We start from the raw sequence: 17,939 nt of genomic DNA on the forward strand, positions 1-17,939 counted from the left end.
ATCAGTTACTGGCAGCTCAGATCCGTGAGTAGCCGGGCCAGTGTTCCTTCGCGAATAAGACCACGAATAGCCTGCATGTCAGGATAAACGGCGCTGTCCTGTTGGCGGAAAGGAACCTGCTTCCTGACCAGTGCCAGAGTCGCTTCGCTACCCACCGATGCTTTAAGTGGGCGGTGAAACTCCAGAGCCTGGCAACCACAAAGTAACTCGATTCCGATAATATCCTCTGCATTCTCAACCGCTTTTAACGCCTTTCTCGCGGCAGACACCCCCATGCTGATATGGTCTTCCTGACCGGCGCAGGTGGAAACGGTATGAATACTGGCGGGACCAGCCAGGCTGCGATTGTCCCCGGCGAGTGCCGCTGCGGCATAGGGGGGGATCATCATGCCCGAAATCCCACTGCCCGGAGGCACCAGAAAAGCCGGTAATCCACTGAGGTGCGTATTGGTTATCCTGTCGGAACGTGCCTGTGAAGCGGTACTGAGCTGGGCGATAGCAATAGCCAGAGCATCCAGGGCCAAAGCGACCGGAGCACCGTGTCCGTTACCGCCGGGCAGGGTAATCAGTTGCTGATCTTCAATCACAAACAACGGATTGTCGGTCACACTGTTAAGTTCCCGTGTCAGGATCTGCGCACAGTTTTCCAGCTGATCGCGTACTGCACCGTGAATCTGCGGAATACAGCGCAGGCTGAGTGCATCCTGAACCCGGTGATTTTTCCAGGTTTCAAGAATTTCACTGTCGCGCAGCAGCGATCGCATAATGCGGGCGGTTTCCAGCTGTCCCGGATGCGGCCGCAACTGATGCAGCCTGGCATCATAGCCCCGGGTGTTACCACACAAGGCTTCCAGACAAATCCCGCCCGCCATATCCGCCACCGGCAATAACCGCCGGAAGTCGGCTATCGCCAGACAACCCAGCCCGGTGATTTCGTAGGTGCCGCCAATCAGGGCATGCCCTTCACGGGGCCCGGGTTTAACGACAGACATTCCTGCCAGCGCTAATGCTTGTGCAGAGGGCAGTAACTGCCCCTGATACCAGCATTTCCCCTCACCAAACACCGACAGTCCAATATGGGCGGTGGCAATCAGATAACCCACCGATCCCCCGGAAGGTGACCAGGGGATAACCTGACGGTTAAGCATTTCCGACAGTCGTATTGCCAGCGACGAACTGACTCCGCTGTATCCCTGCAGTAATGATTTCAGCGTGACTGCCATCATGGCACGCGTTTCACGAATCGAAAGATCCGCTCCGGTGCCACAGGCATGGCTGCGTAGCATATTGATCTGCGAATCGGCGATTTGTTCGGCAGTTAGCCGGGTGCTGACCAGAGAACCTACTCCGGTTGTCAGCCCGTAAATCACTTCCCCCTGATCAATAGCGTTACGAACGTAGCTATGAACCCTGTCCATGTTTTGCAGGGCATCGGTAGCCAGACTGACGGGGGCACCGTCAGCTATCTGTATGATTTCATCAATCGATGACTCTGCAGTTCCCAGAGTGATCGTCGTGGCAGAAGTGATACTCATGCGGATTAGCCTTTATTTACTCATGCCATGTTTTACCAGCCACTGGTGGGCAACATCATCAATACTGGTAAATTCTGCCAGTTGTTCATTCATATCAATCAGGTCATCTGTTGTGAGTTTGGCGGAAACTTCATTCAGAGTTGCTTCAGCAGCGCTGTCAACGGCAGCGGTTGCCACAATAGGCACCACATTCTGGGCTGCAAACAAATGGTTAGGATCTTCAAGTACCACTAAATGGTTCTTTTTGATATCCGGAGAAGTGGAGAGTATGTCTGCTGCCTGAATCTGGTTGTTTTTCAGAGCACTCAGAGTCAGCGGTCCGCCGACATCTAATACTTTGAAATCTTTAAATTTCAGCTGATAAACTTCCTGCAGGCCCGGTAGCCCCTCATGACGGGTTTTCCATTCAGCTGGTCCGCCAAGAACCAGTTGCCCGGCAATGGGCTTTAAGTCACTGATGGATTTCAGATGATATTTCTCAGCGGTTTTCTGAGTGACCGCCAGTACATCACGGTCTTCTGCCGGTGAAATATTCAGCATTTTTAAGCCCTCAGGTAGTTTTGCAGCAAGGGCTTTTGCGACTTCATCACTGCTGTGAGCATCATTCTTTGCATCCAGATAGCTCAGTAATGCACCGCTGTATTCCGGAATAACATTAATCGAGCCATCCCGCAGCGCAGGAATATAGACTTCGCGGCTGCCGATATTCAGTTTAGTGTCTACCGGAATATTTTTGGCTTTTAACGCCCCGGCGTAAATGGTTCCCAGTAACTGGCTTTCCGGAAAGTCAGCAGAACCAATGATCACTTTAGAGGCTGCCCATGCACCGCTGGTGGCCGATAGCAGCAGAGCAGAAAGGAGCGTCAGGGCACTGTTTTTCATCTTCATCTTGATATCCTTTGGCGCACTATGCGCGGTTATTGGGTTTTCAAACGGCGGGTAATTCCGGGAGACACGACATATTTTTCTCCCAGAGCAAATAACACATCGATCAGCAAAGCCAGCAGGGCAATTAATATCGCCCCGGCCACCATCTGGTTAAAATCATTGGCAGCGCGGCCATCAATAATTAACCGGCCCAGTCCTCCTAAAGAGACATAAGCCGCAATGGTGGCAGTAGAAATGATTTGCAGAGCAGCACTGCGAATACCGGACAGGATCAGTGGCAGTGCACAGGGCAGTTCAACCTGCAGTAAGATCTGACGCGGAGTTAAGCCAATGCCGATGGCAGCATCTCTGACACTGGGTTCGACCGCACGAATGCCGGCATGAACGCCGAGCGCCACCGGCGGCAGGGCCAGTACCACCAGAACCAGGATACAAGGCACGACAAATGCCATATCCGATTCAAATGATCCCGACAGTAATATCACCAGCAGAATAATAAGCCCGAAAGAGGGCAGTGAACGCAGTGCATTAGTTGAGCCGATCAGTAAGGCTTCGCCTTTACCGGTATGGCCGGTATAGCATCCCACCGGAAAGGCAATAATTACCGCAATCAACAGTGACACGGCGCTGTAGCCGATATGCTGAGCCAGCAGTGGCAGAATACCGTCGTCCCCGGTCCAGTGGGCAGGATTTAAAAACCAGTCAATCATGATTATCCTCTCAGGGGTTGCCAGTGACTGAGCCGACGGGTGGTAAATACCACCAGCCGATCCAGGATCAGTGCCAGTAATATGCTCAGCGCAATGCCGGCAATAATCGGAGTGAGGAACTGCAACTGAAATCCCTGGGTAAACAGTGAACCCAGCTGCGGGGTGCCGATTAATGCGGCGACAGAAACGATACTGACATTAGAAACAATGGCGACCCGCATACCAGCACCAATCACCGGCACTGCCAGAGGCAGATTGACCTGGAAAAACTGCTGTAGCGGCGTGAAGCCAATAGCAGAGGCGGCCTGGCGGGTATCCGGCGATACCGAATCCAGCCCGTCACTGACAATGCGTACCAGTAATGCAAAGCTATAAATGGTCAGAGCAACCAGTACGTTGATCGGGTCAAGGATTTTGGTGCCGAGCAGCGGTGGTAACAATACAAACAGGGCCAGCGAAGGAATGGTGTAAAGCAGGCCAAATATATTGATAATAAAAGACTTTAATAACGACAGCCGGTTGATTCCCCAACCCACAGGGATAGCCAGTATCAGACCCACTAACACAGGGACAATGGATAAATAGCTATGCCACAGCAGCAGTTGCAGGATGGTGTTATGTTGACTCCATAGCCAGTCGAATCTCATACCACCTCCGCCGGAGTGCTTTTGCATCTGTTCAGTACTTCATCCAGCGCGATGCTGCCGAGAGGCTGTTGTTGATCATTGACTAAAACTGCACGGTGACAAGGAGAGCTGAGTGCTGCATCCAGCAGATGGCGGAGTGAGCCTGAGACATGGCAGAAGGTTGCTCCCAGATTGACAAATTGCACCTCGGCAGTGGCGATTTGCTGACGGGTATCCAGCCAGCCAAGCGCTTTTCCTTCATGAGTGACTAACACCCAGGGATCAATGGCTATCTGGCGGGCTTGTGACAGGCTACTCCCCAGTTCAACCGAAGGCTCCTCACGCAACGGCAGGTCACTGCCTGCATCGCGAAAACTGAGTTTACGATAGCCACGATCCCTGCCGATGAAATCGGCCACAAACGGGTTTTGTGGCGTATTCAGTAATTCTCCCGGGGTCGCTATCTGGGCCAGTCGTCCTCCCGGACGCAATACTGCCACCTGATCCCCGAGTTTCATGGCCTCATCGATATCATGAGTTACCATAATGATGGTTTTACTGACCGCCCGTTGAATCCTTAAAAACTCATCCTGTAACTGCTCACGGACCACCGGGTCAACGGCACTGAAAGGTTCATCCATCAGCATAAATTCAGGGTCTGCGGCCAGGGCTCTGGCGACACCCACCCGCTGCTGCTGTCCGCCGGACAGCTGCCACGGATAACGTTTAGACATTGAGCCATCCAGACCGACTACTTCCAGCAACTCTGCAGCCCGTTTCCGGGCTTTAGTTTTGGCGACGCCACACAGGATGGCGGTGGTTGCAATATTGTCGAGTATGTTTTTATGTGGAAACAGCCCGGCATTCTGGATGACATAGCCGATACGGCGGCGTAGCTGGACAACATCCATTTGTTCGGTAGCTTCACCATTAAGCAGAATCTGCCCGGTAGAAGGTTCAACCAGGCGGTTGATCATTCGTAATGAGGTGGTTTTACCGCAGCCGCTTGGGCCAACCAGTACCGTAATTTTCCCGCCCTGAGCTTCAAGATTCAGCCCGTCGACGACAACTGCCCCGTTACCATAGTGTTTGGTTACATTCCGGAAGGTAATCATCTTGATGTTCCATGGTGTTGGTGAATGACTCGCTGTAACAGGACAGCGGATAAATGCTGTTGATGTATATCCTTGTATGTACAACTAGCAATCTTTATGCCATCTGCAGTTTTTGCCTTGAGCTGTGTTTGGTTAGTGTGTTGTTTAATAAGAATTAATTTGATTTTATTTATTAGGCTATCTGAGTGAGAGAGCGAAGATATTCAGCGTGGTTATTAATTTTTTCGTGACCGGTATCGGTTTTTTAGTATTTTTTGCACGATTACAGTGCGTTTGCGGCTGTTTTTTGCACTAAAATTGAACTTTATGCAATAACCTTCCTGCTTTTTGTCCGGGTTTATTAAAAATAAATTTAAATAACAAATTGATTAATAATGGGAATTTATGTTTTTTATCAACCTGGCATTAAATATGCTTATCATGTATATACAAGTAAGGTGCAGTACACACCCCCTCCCTGCCACTGACTGCAGGTAATATGAAGAAGGTAAGGCGCATGACTAAGCAAACAACCCGTTTTCGTGATGTTGAAATCCGTTCCCCGCGTGGTAACACGCTGAATGCTAAAAGCTGGCTGACAGAAGCTCCGCTGCGGATGCTGATGAACAACCTTGATCCTGAAGTTGCTGAAAACCCGAAAGAACTGGTGGTTTATGGTGGCATTGGTCGGGCAGCCAGAAACTGGGAATGCTATGACAAAATCGTCTCAACACTTAAACAGCTTGAAGATGATGAAACATTGCTGGTGCAGTCAGGCAAGCCGGTAGGGGTATTTAAAACTCACAGCAATGCTCCGCGTGTGTTGATTGCTAACTCCAATCTGGTTCCACACTGGGCAACCTGGGAGCATTTTAATGAACTGGATGCCAAAGGACTGGCAATGTACGGACAAATGACCGCCGGTTCATGGATCTATATTGGCAGCCAGGGGATTGTGCAGGGCACTTACGAGACTTTTGTTGAAGCAGGCCGTCAGCATTATGACGGCTCTTTACGTGGTCGTTGGGTGTTGACTGCCGGGCTGGGTGGAATGGGTGGTGCTCAACCGTTAGCTGCCACACTGGCCGGTGCCTGCTCACTGAACATTGAATGCCAGCAGTCACGTATCGATTTTCGTCTGCGTACCAGGTATGTGGATGAACAGGCCAGCTCACTGGATGATGCACTGGAACGCCTGAAAAATTACACCGCCAAAGGTGAGGCAATTTCTATTGCATTACACGGCAACGCAGCAGAGATATTACCTGAGCTGGTTCGCCGTGGTGTACGTCCGGATATGGTTACAGACCAGACCAGTGCTCATGACCCGTTAAACGGATATCTGCCGGTAGGTTGGGACTGGGAAACTTATCGCGCTAAAGCAGAATCAGAACCGGCTGCCGTGATCCTCGCCGCTAAAAACTCGATGGCTCAGCATGTTCAGGCGATGCTGGATTTTCAGAAACAGGGTATTCCGGTATTTGATTACGGTAACAATATCCGCCAGATGGCGATGGAAATGGGTGTGAAAAATGCCTTTGATTTCCCTGGATTTGTTCCTGCTTACATCCGTCCATTGTTCTGCCGGGGGATTGGGCCTTTCCGCTGGGCGGCACTGTCAGGCTCTGCCGAAGATATTTACCGTACCGATGCCAAAGTAAAAGAACTGATTCCCGATGACGAACATCTGCATCGCTGGCTGGATATGGCCCGTGAGCGTATCAGCTTCCAGGGATTACCTGCCCGCATCTGCTGGGTCGGTTTAGGTCAGCGCGCCCGTCTCGGCCTGGCATTTAATGAAATGGTTCGCAGTGGCGAACTCTCTGCGCCTATCGTGATTGGCCGTGATCATCTGGATTCAGGGTCCGTTGCCAGCCCGAACCGTGAAACAGAATCGATGAAAGATGGCTCCGATGCTGTATCAGACTGGCCGTTGCTCAATGCTCTGCTTAATACCGCCAGTGGCGCAACCTGGGTCTCTTTGCACCACGGCGGCGGTGTAGGTATGGGCTTCTCCCAGCACTCCGGGATGGTCATTGTTTGTGATGGCACCGATGAAGCCGCAGAACGTATTGCCCGGGTTCTGAGTAATGACCCGGCAACAGGTGTTATGCGTCATGCCGATGCCGGCTACGACATTGCGATCGAGTGTGCCCGTGAACAGGGTCTGAATCTGCCGATGATTAACGGCTGATCCGGACAATGAGGCACGGAAATTGCTGTTTCCGTTATATATCGTGCGGCTCAGGCCGCACATTTACTGGTTGCGGGAGATCACGATGAGCCAAAATAGTTTTACCGAAACCCGTTCTATCGAACCGATTCCTGACAATGAACGTCACGGCAGTATCTTCAGTCAGTTTACCTTATGGATGGGGGCAAACCTGCAAATCACGGCAGTGATGACCGGTGCGCTGACCATCGTGTTTGGTGGAGATGTGTTCTGGTCTTTGATTGGTTTAGCTATCGGCCAGGTTGCCGGTGGCATCGTCATGGCACTGCATGCTGCCCAGGGGCCGAAACTTGGCATCCCGCAGATGATTAGCAGTCGCGTGCAGTTTGGGGTTTATGGTGCCTGCCTGCCCATTCTGTTGGTATGCCTGATGTATCTTGGTTTTATTGCCACCGGAGCGGTACTTTCCGGGCAGGCGATCTCTGCTATTTTTGGCATTTCCGAAACCAGCGGAATTGTTATTTTTGCGGTTGCCACATTAATCATCGCTTATACCGGATACCGGTTAATTCACCTGATGGGCAAACTGGCGAGTCTGATTGGGATTATCGCGTTTGTCTGGCTGTTCTGGAAAATGGGAACCCTTCACTCGTTAAGTGAACTGTTAACCGTTCAGCCATTTCACTGGGCGACGCTGCTGACAGCGGTCGGTCTGTCTGCTTCCTGGCAGATTACCTTTGGCCCCTATGTGGCTGACTATTCCCGATATCTGCCTGCCAGTACCTCGTCACGTAAAGTGTTTTTTGCCGTTGGCGGCGGATCGGTTATTGGTGCTCAGGTTGCGATGACCATGGGAGTCTTTGCGGCTGCGTTATCACAGGGCAAACTGATGGGGCATGAGGTTGAATATATCGTCAGCCTCGGCGGAACCGGTGGGGTAGCCATCCTGCTCTATCTGAGTATCGCTTTTGGCAAACTGACAATTAACACTCTGAACGCCTATGGCAGCATGATGTGTCTGGCCACCGTTTACAATTGCCGTGGCCGCGTGGCACACCTCAGTCAACTGGCACGTCTGGCCATTCTGGCGGCAGTGATTATTGTTGCCACGGGGCTTGCAATGATTGGCCAGCACTCTTTCCTGAGTGCCTTCAAATCCTTCCTGTTGTTCCTGTTAACCTTTTTCACTCCATGGAGTGCCGTGAACCTGGTGGATTACTACTTTTTCAACCATCAGTCGATCGACATTGCTGCGCTGAATAATCCGGCGGGGAAATACCGGGCATGGAATGCTGTCGGGCTGGGAACGTATCTGTTAGGGGTGATAGTACAAACGCCATTTATCGACAGTGGGTTCTACAGCGGGCCAATGGTCAAAGTGTTAGGTGGCGTGGATATTTCATGGATTATCGGGCTGTTGTTGCCGGCGATTGTTTACTACTGGCTGCGCAAACGTGAGTCAGCACGCGACTAAAGAGGTTTGTTATGTACACACTTTGGCATCATTGCCGGGCAGTGACCATGTCCTGTGGAAAATATCATCTGATCTCTGATGCAGCGCTGCTGACTCACGGAAAGACGATTTTTTGGATCGGAGAGTCCGGCTGCCTGCCGGAGGTTTCGGTAACCCGCCGGGTTGACCTGAAAGGGCGGCTGGTTACTCCCGGGCTGGTGGATTGCCATACGCACTCGGTATTTGGTGGCAACCGTGCAGCAGAATTTGAACAGCGCCTGCAGGGCATCAGTTATGCTGAGATAGCCGCTGCAGGTGGCGGAATAGCCAGTACCGTGCGTGAGACCCGCGAGGCCAGCGAACAGCTATTGCTGAAGCAGGCGACTCAACGTATTCAGGCTTTGAGACAGGATGGCGTCACTGCGCTGGAGATAAAATCCGGATATGGTCTGGATCTGCAAAGTGAACGGAAAATGTTGCGGGTGATCAGGCAGCTTGGCCGCGAGCTACCTCTGACTATCCGCAGTACCTGCCTCGCCGCACATGCCGTTCCGCCGGAGTATCAGGGACGAGCCGATGACTGGATTGATTACATTTGCCAGCAATTGCTGCCCGAATTGCATCAGGAAGGGCTGGTGGATGCGGTAGATGCATTCTGTGAGCACCTGGCATTTTCGGCAGCTCAGGTAGAACGGGTATTTCAGGTAGCCACCTCGCTGGGCTTACCGGTAAAGCTGCACGCGGAACAACTCTCACTGCAACATGGTGCCGCACTGGCCGCACGCTATCATGCATTATCAGCCGACCATCTGGAATATCTGTGTGAGCCGGACATTGCAGAGATGGCGCAACAAGGTACCGTCGCGGTGTTGTTGCCAGGCGCTTATTACTTCTTACGCGAAACCCGGCAACCACCGGTCAGTTTACTGCGTCAGTACGGCGTTGCGATGGCGATTTCCAGTGATATGAACCCCGGAACTTCCCCGATGTTATCGCTGAGATTAGTGATGAATATGGCCTGTACCCTGTTCCGGATGACACCGGAAGAGGCGCTGGCCGGGGTGACTATTTATGCCGCCCGGGCGCTGGGCATTGAAAATGATTGCGGCTCACTGGAAGCAGGTAAAGAGGCCAGCTTCGTTGCCTGGGATGTAGAACATCCCGCTGAACTGAGCTACTGGCTGGGTGGGACATTATCGAAACAGGTTATCTTTCAGGGGGAGGAAGTCTATCGTGACTAAGGCATTTGAATTAACCCGCGGAACACTACCATTACTGATCAGTATGCCCCATCCGGGAACAGCGCTGACCAAAGGGGTTGCTGCCGGGCTGACCACCAGAGGGCGCCGGCTGGAGGATACCGACTGGCACATTCCGGAACTCTATCAGGGAATTGCTGAGTCGGGTGCCAGCACCCTGGTCGCCGGTTATTCGCGTTATGTGGTGGATTTAAACCGTCCGGCTGATGATAAACCATTGTACAGCAGCGCAACCACCGGACTATTTACCGATATTTTCTTTGACGGTGAGCCACTGTTTACCCAAGGAGGCCAGCCAGATCAGTCTGAGAAAGCACAGATTCTCACTTCTGTCTGGCAGCCCTATCACGATGCTTTGGCCGCTGAACTGACGAGATTACGGGATAAGTTCGGTTACGTGTTGCTCTGGGATGCGCATTCTATCCGTTCTGTGGTTCCACGGTTATTTGAAGGCCGCCTGCCGGATCTCAATTTCGGTACTGCTGACGGCCACAGCTGTGATCCGGCATTAAGCCAGGCTTTACTGCAATGTTGCGAAAATCCACCGGCAGAAACGCCGCTTTACAGCCATGTGCTGAACGGTCGGTTTAAAGGTGGTTACATTACCAGGCACTATGGCAATCCACAGCAGCATATTCATGCTGTGCAGCTGGAAATGGCACAGTGTATTTATATGGATGAGGAGAGTTTTGCCTGGCAACCGGCGATCGCTGCCCGGGTTCAGCGCCTGCTCAAGGCGCTGACCGATACTGCACTGAACTGGGCAAAACAGCGTTATCAGGAATAATTATCTCTGACATTCTGCCGGAGTTCAGGTATCCGGCTTTCTGACAACACCGTTACTCAGGAAATCCGGTATTTATCTCCGGTAAGGTGATTCATTGTGGTCATCTTGCCGGGGGATCTCGCCTCTGCTGGCTATGTCTGAAACGCTGCCATCGCCCCTTTAGCCAACCAATACGCTTGTCACGTTATCGATAACAGACTTCTTTAACATAAAGTAATCCGCTGCTCATCACAGTTTTCTCTGGTAAATCACGCTCTGATACGCGCCTGAACAACTGTATTTGCAGAGGGCGACCATGAACACCATTATCAAGATCACCACCAATTCCTGCATGATTTCTGGTAAGCAACAGGTTGAAGTGACGAGCCAGCAGGTAAATTATCAGGGCACCGGAACTCTGGTACGTATTACCCGTGGCGGGATCTGTGGTTCTGATTTGCATTATTACCAGCACGGTAAGGTGGGGAGTTTTGCCGTAAAAATGCCTATGATTCTCGGGCATGAAGTGATTGGTTTGGTGGTGAAAAGTGATAATCCGGCATTACCGGAAAACCAGAAAGTTGCGATCAATCCCTCCAAACCCTGCGGTCACTGTAAATACTGTGAAGCCGGAGAAGAGAATCAGTGCACCACTATGCGTTTTTTTGGCAGTGCGATGTACTTTCCGCATGTGGATGGCGGTTTCAGTCAGTACAAAATCGTCGACAGCGCTCAGTGCATCCCCTTCAATAATCAGGCCGATGACAGAGTGATGGTATTTGCAGAACCTCTGGCCGTATGCATTCATGCGACTTATCAGGCGGGTGATCTACAGGGTAAAAAAGTGTTTATTTCCGGCGTGGGCCCTATTGGTTGCCTGATTGCGGCAGCAGCTAAAGCCCGCGGAGCCGCAGAAGTGGTGTGTACCGATATCAGCCCGCGCTCGCTGGCAATGGCGGAGGCCATGGGTGCGACACAGACAATCGATGCCTCACAGGGCGATTTCACACCTTTCCTTGCCGACAAGGGCTATTTCGATGTTTCTTTTGAGGCATCCGGCCATCCCGCTTCTCTGACCCGTTGTCTTGAGGTTACCCGTGCGAAAGGCACGCTGGTACAGGTTGGCATGGGGGGGGATGTACCTGGTTTTCCGGTCATGATGTTGATTGCCAAAGAGATCAATCTTGTCGGATCGTTCCGCTTTACCCACGAATTTGTCACCGCTGTTGAATGGCTGGAAAACGGTACCATCGACCCATTGCCGTTATATAGCGGTGAATTTGACTATCAGGATATTGATGCGGCACTTAATTTTGCCGGAGATAAGCAGAGAGCAGCTAAAGTTCAGCTGTCCTTTTGAACGGGCATGACGAAAGTATCGCTGTTGTTCCCGTGGTAGCGGAACAGGGCGTTGACTGTCTGATGTGCTGAATCAGAGTTTTTTTACTTTTTTACTCATCTGTCCTTTTCTGTTTATACCTTTAATGGGAGCTGAATTATGCCAATTACAATAATAGCGCTCGGGGTAATACTGCTGCTGGTCCTGATGATTGTTTTCAAGGCCAACGGCTTTTTATCTCTGATTTTTGTCTCCATCGTCGTAGGTATAGCCGAAGGGATGACACCGTTGCAGGCCCTGGCTTCTGTACAAAAAGGGGTTGGCGGTACTCTGGGCAGCCTTGCGATGATTCTTGGTTTTGGTGCCATGCTCGGTAAGCTGGTGTCAGATACCGGGGCCGCCCAACGGGTGGCGACCACGTTGATTGCGGCTTTTGGTAAACAGCGGGTGCAATGGGCTCTGATGGTGACAGGGCTGATTGTCGGGCTGGCCATGTTTTATGAAATTGGTTTTGTCCTGTTGTTACCGCTGGTGTTTACCGTGGTGGCCGCCGCCGGTATGCCATTACTGTATGTGGGGCTGCCGATGGTGGCTGCATTGTCAGTGACCCATTGCTTCCTGCCTCCGCACCCGGGGCCGACGGCGATCGCCGCTATCTTCGGGGCCAATCTGGGTACCACACTGTTGTATGGCATAATTATTACCCTGCCAACGGTGATTGTGGCCGGTCCGGTATTTTCTAAGTTCCTAAAAAACTTTGAAAAAGAACCGCCGGAAGGGCTGTATAACCCCAAAATTTTCGCCGAACATGAGTTGCCCGGATTCGCTATTAGTATATTTGCTGCAGTCATCCCGGTGATCCTTATGGCGATTGCCGCAGTTTTTGAACTCACAACTCCGAAAGAGAATCCGCTCCGTCAGTTTTTCGAATTTATTGGTAACCCTGCGATCGCGCTGTTTATTGCCGTGGTGATCGCCGTATTTACCCTCGGATTGCGCAATGGCCGGAAAATGGGCGAAGTCATGGAGATGTGCAGCTCCTCAATTTCGTCAATTGCCATGATTGTATTTATCATTGCCGGTGGCGGGGCATTTAAACAAGTCCTGGTGGACAGTGGGGTGGGCGATTTTATCGCAGGAATGATGAAAGGATCGTCATTGTCGCCACTATTGATGTGCTGGACCGTGGCGGCAATGCTGCGAGTTGCGTTGGGATCAGCCACAGTAGCGGCGATTACTACCGCGGGTATTGTCACTCCGATTATCGCGGTGACTCACGCAGACCCTGCACTAATGGTGTTGGCGGTAGGGTCTGGTAGCGTGATCGCCTCGCATGTTAATGACCCCGGTTTCTGGTTATTCAAAGGCTACTTTAATCTGAGCGTGACTGAAACACTGAAAACCTGGACTGTGATGGAAACACTGATTTCGGTGATGGGTCTGGCCGGAGTCCTTATTCTTAACTCAGTACTGCACTAATCTGTTAATGCTCCCCGTGCCGGCAGACTGTGTGCCGCCGGCGAGGGGATGTTTGACCGAGAATTACAGTAGGGTTCGGGATAACCGGTGGTCATCTTACCTAAGAAATTTAATGTCGGTCGGGGTGCCAATATGCAGGCTCTTGCCGGCCGGGTGTAATTCGCCATTTTCCGGATCCCGCGAAAATACGACTACCGAATTCGACCAGACATTGGCGGCCAGCAGGAAATTCCCGCTGTTATCAAAGGCAAAGGCTCTGGGTTCAACACCGCCGGAAGAAAACTGTCGCCTGTCACTCAGGCGACCGCTCTGTGGATCTACGCTGAACACTAAAATTTCATTGTGCTGCTGGCGGTTCCCTGCATAGAGAAACCGGCCATCCGGGCTGAACAGTATCCCTGCACCGGCATTTTCCTGAGGCGAGTCACTGTCAGACAGACCGATTACCTGAACAGCCTGCAGTTGATCATTGGCTATCTGAAATACGTGAATCTGTGCCGACATCTCGGTGACAATGCAGAGAAAACGGCCATCTGCTGAAAACGCCATATGCCGCGGACCTGCTCCACCGGGGAAACGGATATCGTCCTGCGGCTGAGGCTGGAAAGGTGTATCGGTATGCGGCTGGTAGTGATAGACCCGCACAATGTCGGCTCCCAGGTCGGCCACATATAATGTTTTACCATCGGGACTGATATTGACCGAGTGAGCATGTCCGCTCTGCTGGCGGTCAGTGAGCACTGCAGATCCTTTTTCGAAGCGAACGTGCTGGACAGCTTCACCTATCTCCCCTGAATCTGCTAACGGGAACACAATAAATCCGGCATTGTTCATGCCGTCTGAATAGTTTGCCGCCAGCAGATAGTTGCCATCCGGGGTCAGACAGGCGTGGGTCGGGTGGGCGCCCCGGGTCTGCTGACTGTTGATTAACCGCAACGGACCTTGCGGGTTAATTTCAACGGCACTTACGCGGCCGGTTTCACTTTCATTGGCGGTGTACAGGAAACGTTGATCCCTGCTGACAACAATCCAGGACGGGTTGTCGGTTTTCAGCCTATCCACGATATGCAGGCTGCCATCAGGGAGCAGGTGTAAACGATAAATTCCTTCACTGGGATGAGATGTTTTCTCTGCCCGGGGGTTACCGGACACTCCGGTCCAGCTTCCCAGCAATAGAGTTTGAGGTTGCATACTGAGCGGTTCCTGAGTCAGGGGCGTTTTCTTCTGAGCATACGTGATATGGCAGGACAAAAACAGCTTCTGACCATCAGCCATGCAGGCGGTGAAACAGGTATCTGAACCGGTCTGATAAACGTGTGGCGACCCATAAAAGCAAGGCTGTAATATCTGCCAACTCATCGATGATATTAATGTTTATATGGCAGGCAGGCGGTGAAGGCTTTGGCAGGCTTTGTGATATTCACGGGAAGCGATTTCATTAAGGTTATGTATATAAAATAAAATATTAACGCATCTTCAGCTTCAATATTCCTGTTAAAGCTGTCATGACTATGAAATAGTGAACCCGCATCGTCACAGTGAAAGTTATCTTATAAATTATCGGACCTGCGATCGCAGCCTTCCGGTGGCCAGGCGATGGCATGTCTCAACCGTGGTCTGCTTTAGCGGTTTCGATGCAGGCAGGCTGCGGATGCCATCTGTTTTCCCTTTCTGTGACGGCTAAAACTAAGGCTCAGGATCTGTCGGTAGTAGCGGACGGCATTTTATTTACGGGTATGCATCACAGACAGGAGAAACGGATGAATAAAGTTAAAGCTGTTTTACTGGCGACAGTCGTCGCTGTAAGTGCTGCGGTGCATGCCGCACCGGTGACACCGAACGGTGTGCTACTGACAAAATCTCCTCTGCCGGCGGATCACGGTTTATCTGAAGCTTCGGCGCAATATCTGATTCGTTACTCTTCGCTGGACGGTGTAGATGGTAAAACTCCCCGCCAGGACAGTGGGGCGGTTTTTTTACCGAAAGGCCCGGCTCCGCAAGGAGGATGGCCGGTAGTGGTCTGGACTCATGGCACCGTAGGTGTAGCGAATGACTGTGCGCCTTCTCTTAATCCCCGTTCAGCACGTGATCAGCAATATCTGAACAGCTGGTTATCTCTGGGATTTGCGGTGGTAGCGCCTGATTATGCCGGACTGGGATCGGCCGGATTACATCACTATCTTAATGCGCGGTCTGAGGCCTGGAGTGTACTGGACAGTGCTACCGCAGCCCTGAAAAGCTTCCCTTTGAGTAATAAACTGATCATCGTGGGTCAGTCGCAGGGGGCGCATGCCGCTTTTGCAGCCTCCGGTTATCAGCCATCTTATGCCCCGGATCTGCATGTGTTGGGCACGGTGTTAACTGGCACGCCTTATATTAATGCTCATACTACCGTCAGTGATATTTTTAAAACCACCTCAGTGACATCCGCAGGCGATCCGAAAATCCCTTATGCGTACTATATTTTCCTCTCGGCAGCGGACGAAAATAAAAAACTGAAAGTGGCTGACTATTTCCAGAAACAGGCCATTGCCGATGTGAAACTGGCGGAGCAGCTGTGTATTACCCCGCTGACAAAACACGTTATGGAACAACGGCTGAACGATAAAAACAGTTTCCTGCCTGATTTTCAGGGATTACTGGATTCCCAGTTGCCGTCATTACGCTACAACACGCTAAAAATTGATCATCCGGTGTTTATCGGCATCGGCTTGCAGGACGTTAATGTGCCGACAGCCATGCAGCAACAATTTGCCAAAGATGTACAGGCAGCCGGAACCCCGGTGGAAGTGAAGCAGTATGCAGGGATGGATCACGGGGGAACGGTGAATGTTTCGCTGCGCGACTCGGTTCCGTTTGTTTACCGGGTGATGGCTGCGGATAAATAATCTGCCAGGGGATAACAGGCACTTCGTTTTTGCTAAATAACAGGTAAAGATATGGATTATCAGTCAATTGATGATGTCAGGCAGGATATAGATCGTCTGGACACCCAACTGGTTCGTTTGCTGGCTGAACGCCAGCGTTGTGTTCAGGCTGCTGCCGGTTTTAAAACTGACCCCGGATTAATTCCTGCTCCGGAACGGGTCGCTGCGGTTATTAAACGGATTAAGGTACTGGCGGAACAGCAGGGGTTATCAGTGACAGTGGCTGAAACAGTCTGGCGGGAAATGATCAGTAGTTTTATTGCGCTGGAAACTGAGTATCACCAACAGACAGCCCGGTGATCAGAGCCAGTAATTAGCGACAGCCGAAGCTGTCGCTAATAGCAGAGTGATTCTAAAACCTTCCGTGATTACGGATTAGCACCGTCTGCAAAGGTTGGCGGTAACGGCAGACTGGCATTTTTCCGTGCTTTGGAAACCTGGCTGGTGTCTACTTTTTCAGCCGCCGGATTGCCAAATTTCTGCATCACAAAGTTCGCCACATCAGCCACCTGCTGATCGTTTAACTGCGGAGCAAAGGATGGCATAAAAATATCACCCTGTTGCATATGGCGGTTAACACCGTTCAGTATCACCGATACCACGTTTTTAGGATCGATGGCTCCGGTGCTGGAGTGGTGGAACAGTGACGGATAGGCGTGGAATCCCTGGCCTGATCCGGCACCTTCAGCACCGTGACAGGTCGAACAGTTGCCTTCAAATACCACAGCGCCGGGTTGTGACTGTAGAGTGGCTGCATCAGCACCCCGCAGGCGGATAATGGCATCCGACGGCTGTCCCTGGCTGTCCCGTGGCACGCTCTGCTTCTCATCATCCACCGGTTTTACCGATTTCAGGTAAGTGGCTATATCCTGCAAATCTGAATCCGGCAGATATTGCAGGCTGTGCTCAATCGCTTCGGCCATCGGGCCTGATGCTGAGGCTTTGCCTGCCAGGTAACCGGTTTTCAGGTAGGTCACGATATCCTGACTCGACCAGTCGCCGATTCCTGATTTACCCGGGGTAATATTAAAGGCAATCCAGTCGCCTAAATCCCCGCCGGATAGCGGTTTGCTGGTATCCATTCCCATGGTCAGATTACGCGGTGTATGGCAGGTGGTACAGTGTGCCAGTGCCTCTACCAGGTAACGACCATTGTTCCATTGTGGGCTCTGCTGAGGGTCATTTTTCAGTTCGCCTTCAGTCAGGTTAAACATTTTCCAGAAACGCATCCCCCAACGCTGGTTGAACGGGAACGGCAGAGAGGTTTCTGGTGCGGCTTTATGCACAGCCGGTAATGACATCAGGTAGGCTTTGATGGCCAGAACATCGTCGCGTTTCATCTTGGTAAATGCGTCATACGGCATCGCCGGATACAGCTGCTCGCCGTTTTTACCGACACCCTGACGGACCGCCGCGACAAACTGATCGTCGGTCCAGCTACCAATACCAAATTGTTTATCTGAGGAGATATTACTTCCCCAGATTTTACCGAACGGAGTCGCTACCGGGTAACCACCGCCATATGCCGGACCACCAGGGGCCGTATGACAAGCGGTACAGTCACTGGCAGTTGCCAGATATTCTCCGCGTTTAATTAAGTCAGCATTATCATCTGCCGCCAGTGCCAGGCTGCCATGCATCAGAGCTAACGCGATGGCCGATCGAATTATCACAGCTTTCATCAGCTTTT

General features: G+C 51.6%; 15 protein-coding genes. 8 read left to right on the plus strand and 7 right to left on the minus strand.

Going from position 1 to position 17,939, the window contains the following annotated elements; genetic code table 11:
• Positions 1-5: 5 nt before the first annotated feature.
• From A7K98_RS02825 to A7K98_RS02845, 5 genes are read right to left on the minus strand one after another with little or no spacing between them, the layout of a single operon-like run.
• Complete coding sequence (locus tag A7K98_RS02825; protein WP_087487201.1) at positions 6-1,535, minus strand: HAL/PAL/TAL family ammonia-lyase; 1,530 nt, start codon at positions 1,533-1,535, stop codon at positions 6-8.
• A gap of 12 nt (positions 1,536-1,547) precedes the next feature.
• Positions 1,548-2,423 (minus strand): ABC transporter substrate-binding protein, encoded by an 876-nt coding sequence (locus A7K98_RS02830; protein WP_087487202.1) that lies wholly within the window; start codon positions 2,421-2,423, stop codon positions 1,548-1,550.
• Between the two features lie 29 nt (positions 2,424-2,452).
• Positions 2,453-3,133: an ABC transporter permease gene (locus tag A7K98_RS02835; protein WP_087487203.1), complete on the minus strand. Its 681-nt coding sequence runs from the start codon at positions 3,131-3,133 to the stop codon at positions 2,453-2,455.
• Positions 3,134-3,135: 2 nt separating this feature from the next.
• On the minus strand, positions 3,136-3,780 hold the full coding sequence (locus A7K98_RS02840; RefSeq protein ID WP_087487204.1) for an ABC transporter permease: 645 nt from the start codon (positions 3,778-3,780) through the stop codon (positions 3,136-3,138).
• On the minus strand, positions 3,777-4,874 hold the full coding sequence (locus A7K98_RS02845) for an ABC transporter ATP-binding protein (protein WP_087487205.1): 1,098 nt from the start codon (positions 4,872-4,874) through the stop codon (positions 3,777-3,779). Before A7K98_RS02845 ends, A7K98_RS02840 begins: the two co-directional genes overlap by 4 nt.
• A 496-nt stretch (positions 4,875-5,370) precedes the next feature.
• Between A7K98_RS02845 and hutU the strand changes: the two genes are divergently transcribed.
• The 6 genes from hutU (at position 5,371) to A7K98_RS02875 (ending at position 13,322) form a co-directional block, all read left to right on the plus strand.
• A complete protein-coding gene (gene hutU / locus A7K98_RS02850) occupies positions 5,371-7,047 on the plus strand; it encodes a urocanate hydratase (RefSeq protein ID WP_087487206.1) in 1,677 nt (558 codons plus the stop codon).
• Positions 7,048-7,132: 85 nt separating this feature from the next.
• The gene (locus A7K98_RS02855) at positions 7,133-8,500 is read left to right on the plus strand and encodes a purine-cytosine permease family protein (RefSeq protein ID WP_087487207.1); all 1,368 of its coding nucleotides are present in this window, start codon (positions 7,133-7,135) and stop codon (positions 8,498-8,500) included.
• Positions 8,501-8,511: 11 nt separating this feature from the next.
• Positions 8,512-9,720 (plus strand): imidazolonepropionase, encoded by a 1,209-nt coding sequence (gene hutI, locus A7K98_RS02860; RefSeq protein WP_087487208.1) that lies wholly within the window; start codon positions 8,512-8,514, stop codon positions 9,718-9,720.
• Positions 9,713-10,525 carry an N-formylglutamate deformylase gene (hutG, locus tag A7K98_RS02865; protein ID WP_087487209.1) on the plus strand — a complete coding sequence of 271 codons (813 nt, stop codon included), beginning with the start codon at positions 9,713-9,715 and terminating at the stop codon, positions 10,523-10,525. The genes hutI and hutG overlap by 8 nt, the downstream gene beginning before the upstream one ends.
• A gap of 295 nt (positions 10,526-10,820) precedes the next feature.
• Positions 10,821-11,864: an L-idonate 5-dehydrogenase gene (idnD, locus tag A7K98_RS02870; protein ID WP_407703097.1), complete on the plus strand. Its 1,044-nt coding sequence runs from the start codon at positions 10,821-10,823 to the stop codon at positions 11,862-11,864.
• Between the two features lie 138 nt (positions 11,865-12,002).
• The gene (locus A7K98_RS02875; RefSeq protein ID WP_087487210.1) at positions 12,003-13,322 is read left to right on the plus strand and encodes a gluconate:H+ symporter; all 1,320 of its coding nucleotides are present in this window, start codon (positions 12,003-12,005) and stop codon (positions 13,320-13,322) included.
• A gap of 96 nt (positions 13,323-13,418) precedes the next feature.
• Here the strand turns inward: A7K98_RS02875 and A7K98_RS02880 are convergent, their stop codons facing one another.
• On the minus strand, positions 13,419-14,513 hold the full coding sequence (locus A7K98_RS02880) for a lactonase family protein (protein ID WP_157665831.1): 1,095 nt from the start codon (positions 14,511-14,513) through the stop codon (positions 13,419-13,421).
• Between the two features lie 569 nt (positions 14,514-15,082).
• Here A7K98_RS02880 and A7K98_RS02885 point away from each other — a divergent pair.
• A complete protein-coding gene (locus A7K98_RS02885) occupies positions 15,083-16,210 on the plus strand; it encodes an alpha/beta hydrolase (RefSeq protein ID WP_198361137.1) in 1,128 nt (375 codons plus the stop codon).
• Positions 16,211-16,261: 51 nt separating this feature from the next.
• Complete coding sequence (locus A7K98_RS02890) at positions 16,262-16,549, plus strand: chorismate mutase (protein WP_087487212.1); 288 nt, start codon at positions 16,262-16,264, stop codon at positions 16,547-16,549.
• Positions 16,550-16,617: 68 nt separating this feature from the next.
• On the opposite strand, the gene A7K98_RS02895 is transcribed toward A7K98_RS02890, so the two are convergent.
• A complete protein-coding gene (locus A7K98_RS02895) occupies positions 16,618-17,931 on the minus strand; it encodes a cytochrome c (protein ID WP_087487213.1) in 1,314 nt (437 codons plus the stop codon).
• Positions 17,932-17,939: the final 8 nt, after the last annotated feature.

Origin of the sequence: Tatumella citrea, from assembly GCF_002163585.1 — a bacterium.
In the GTDB taxonomy this organism is placed as follows: Bacteria; Pseudomonadota; Gammaproteobacteria; order Enterobacterales; family Enterobacteriaceae; genus Tatumella; species Tatumella citrea.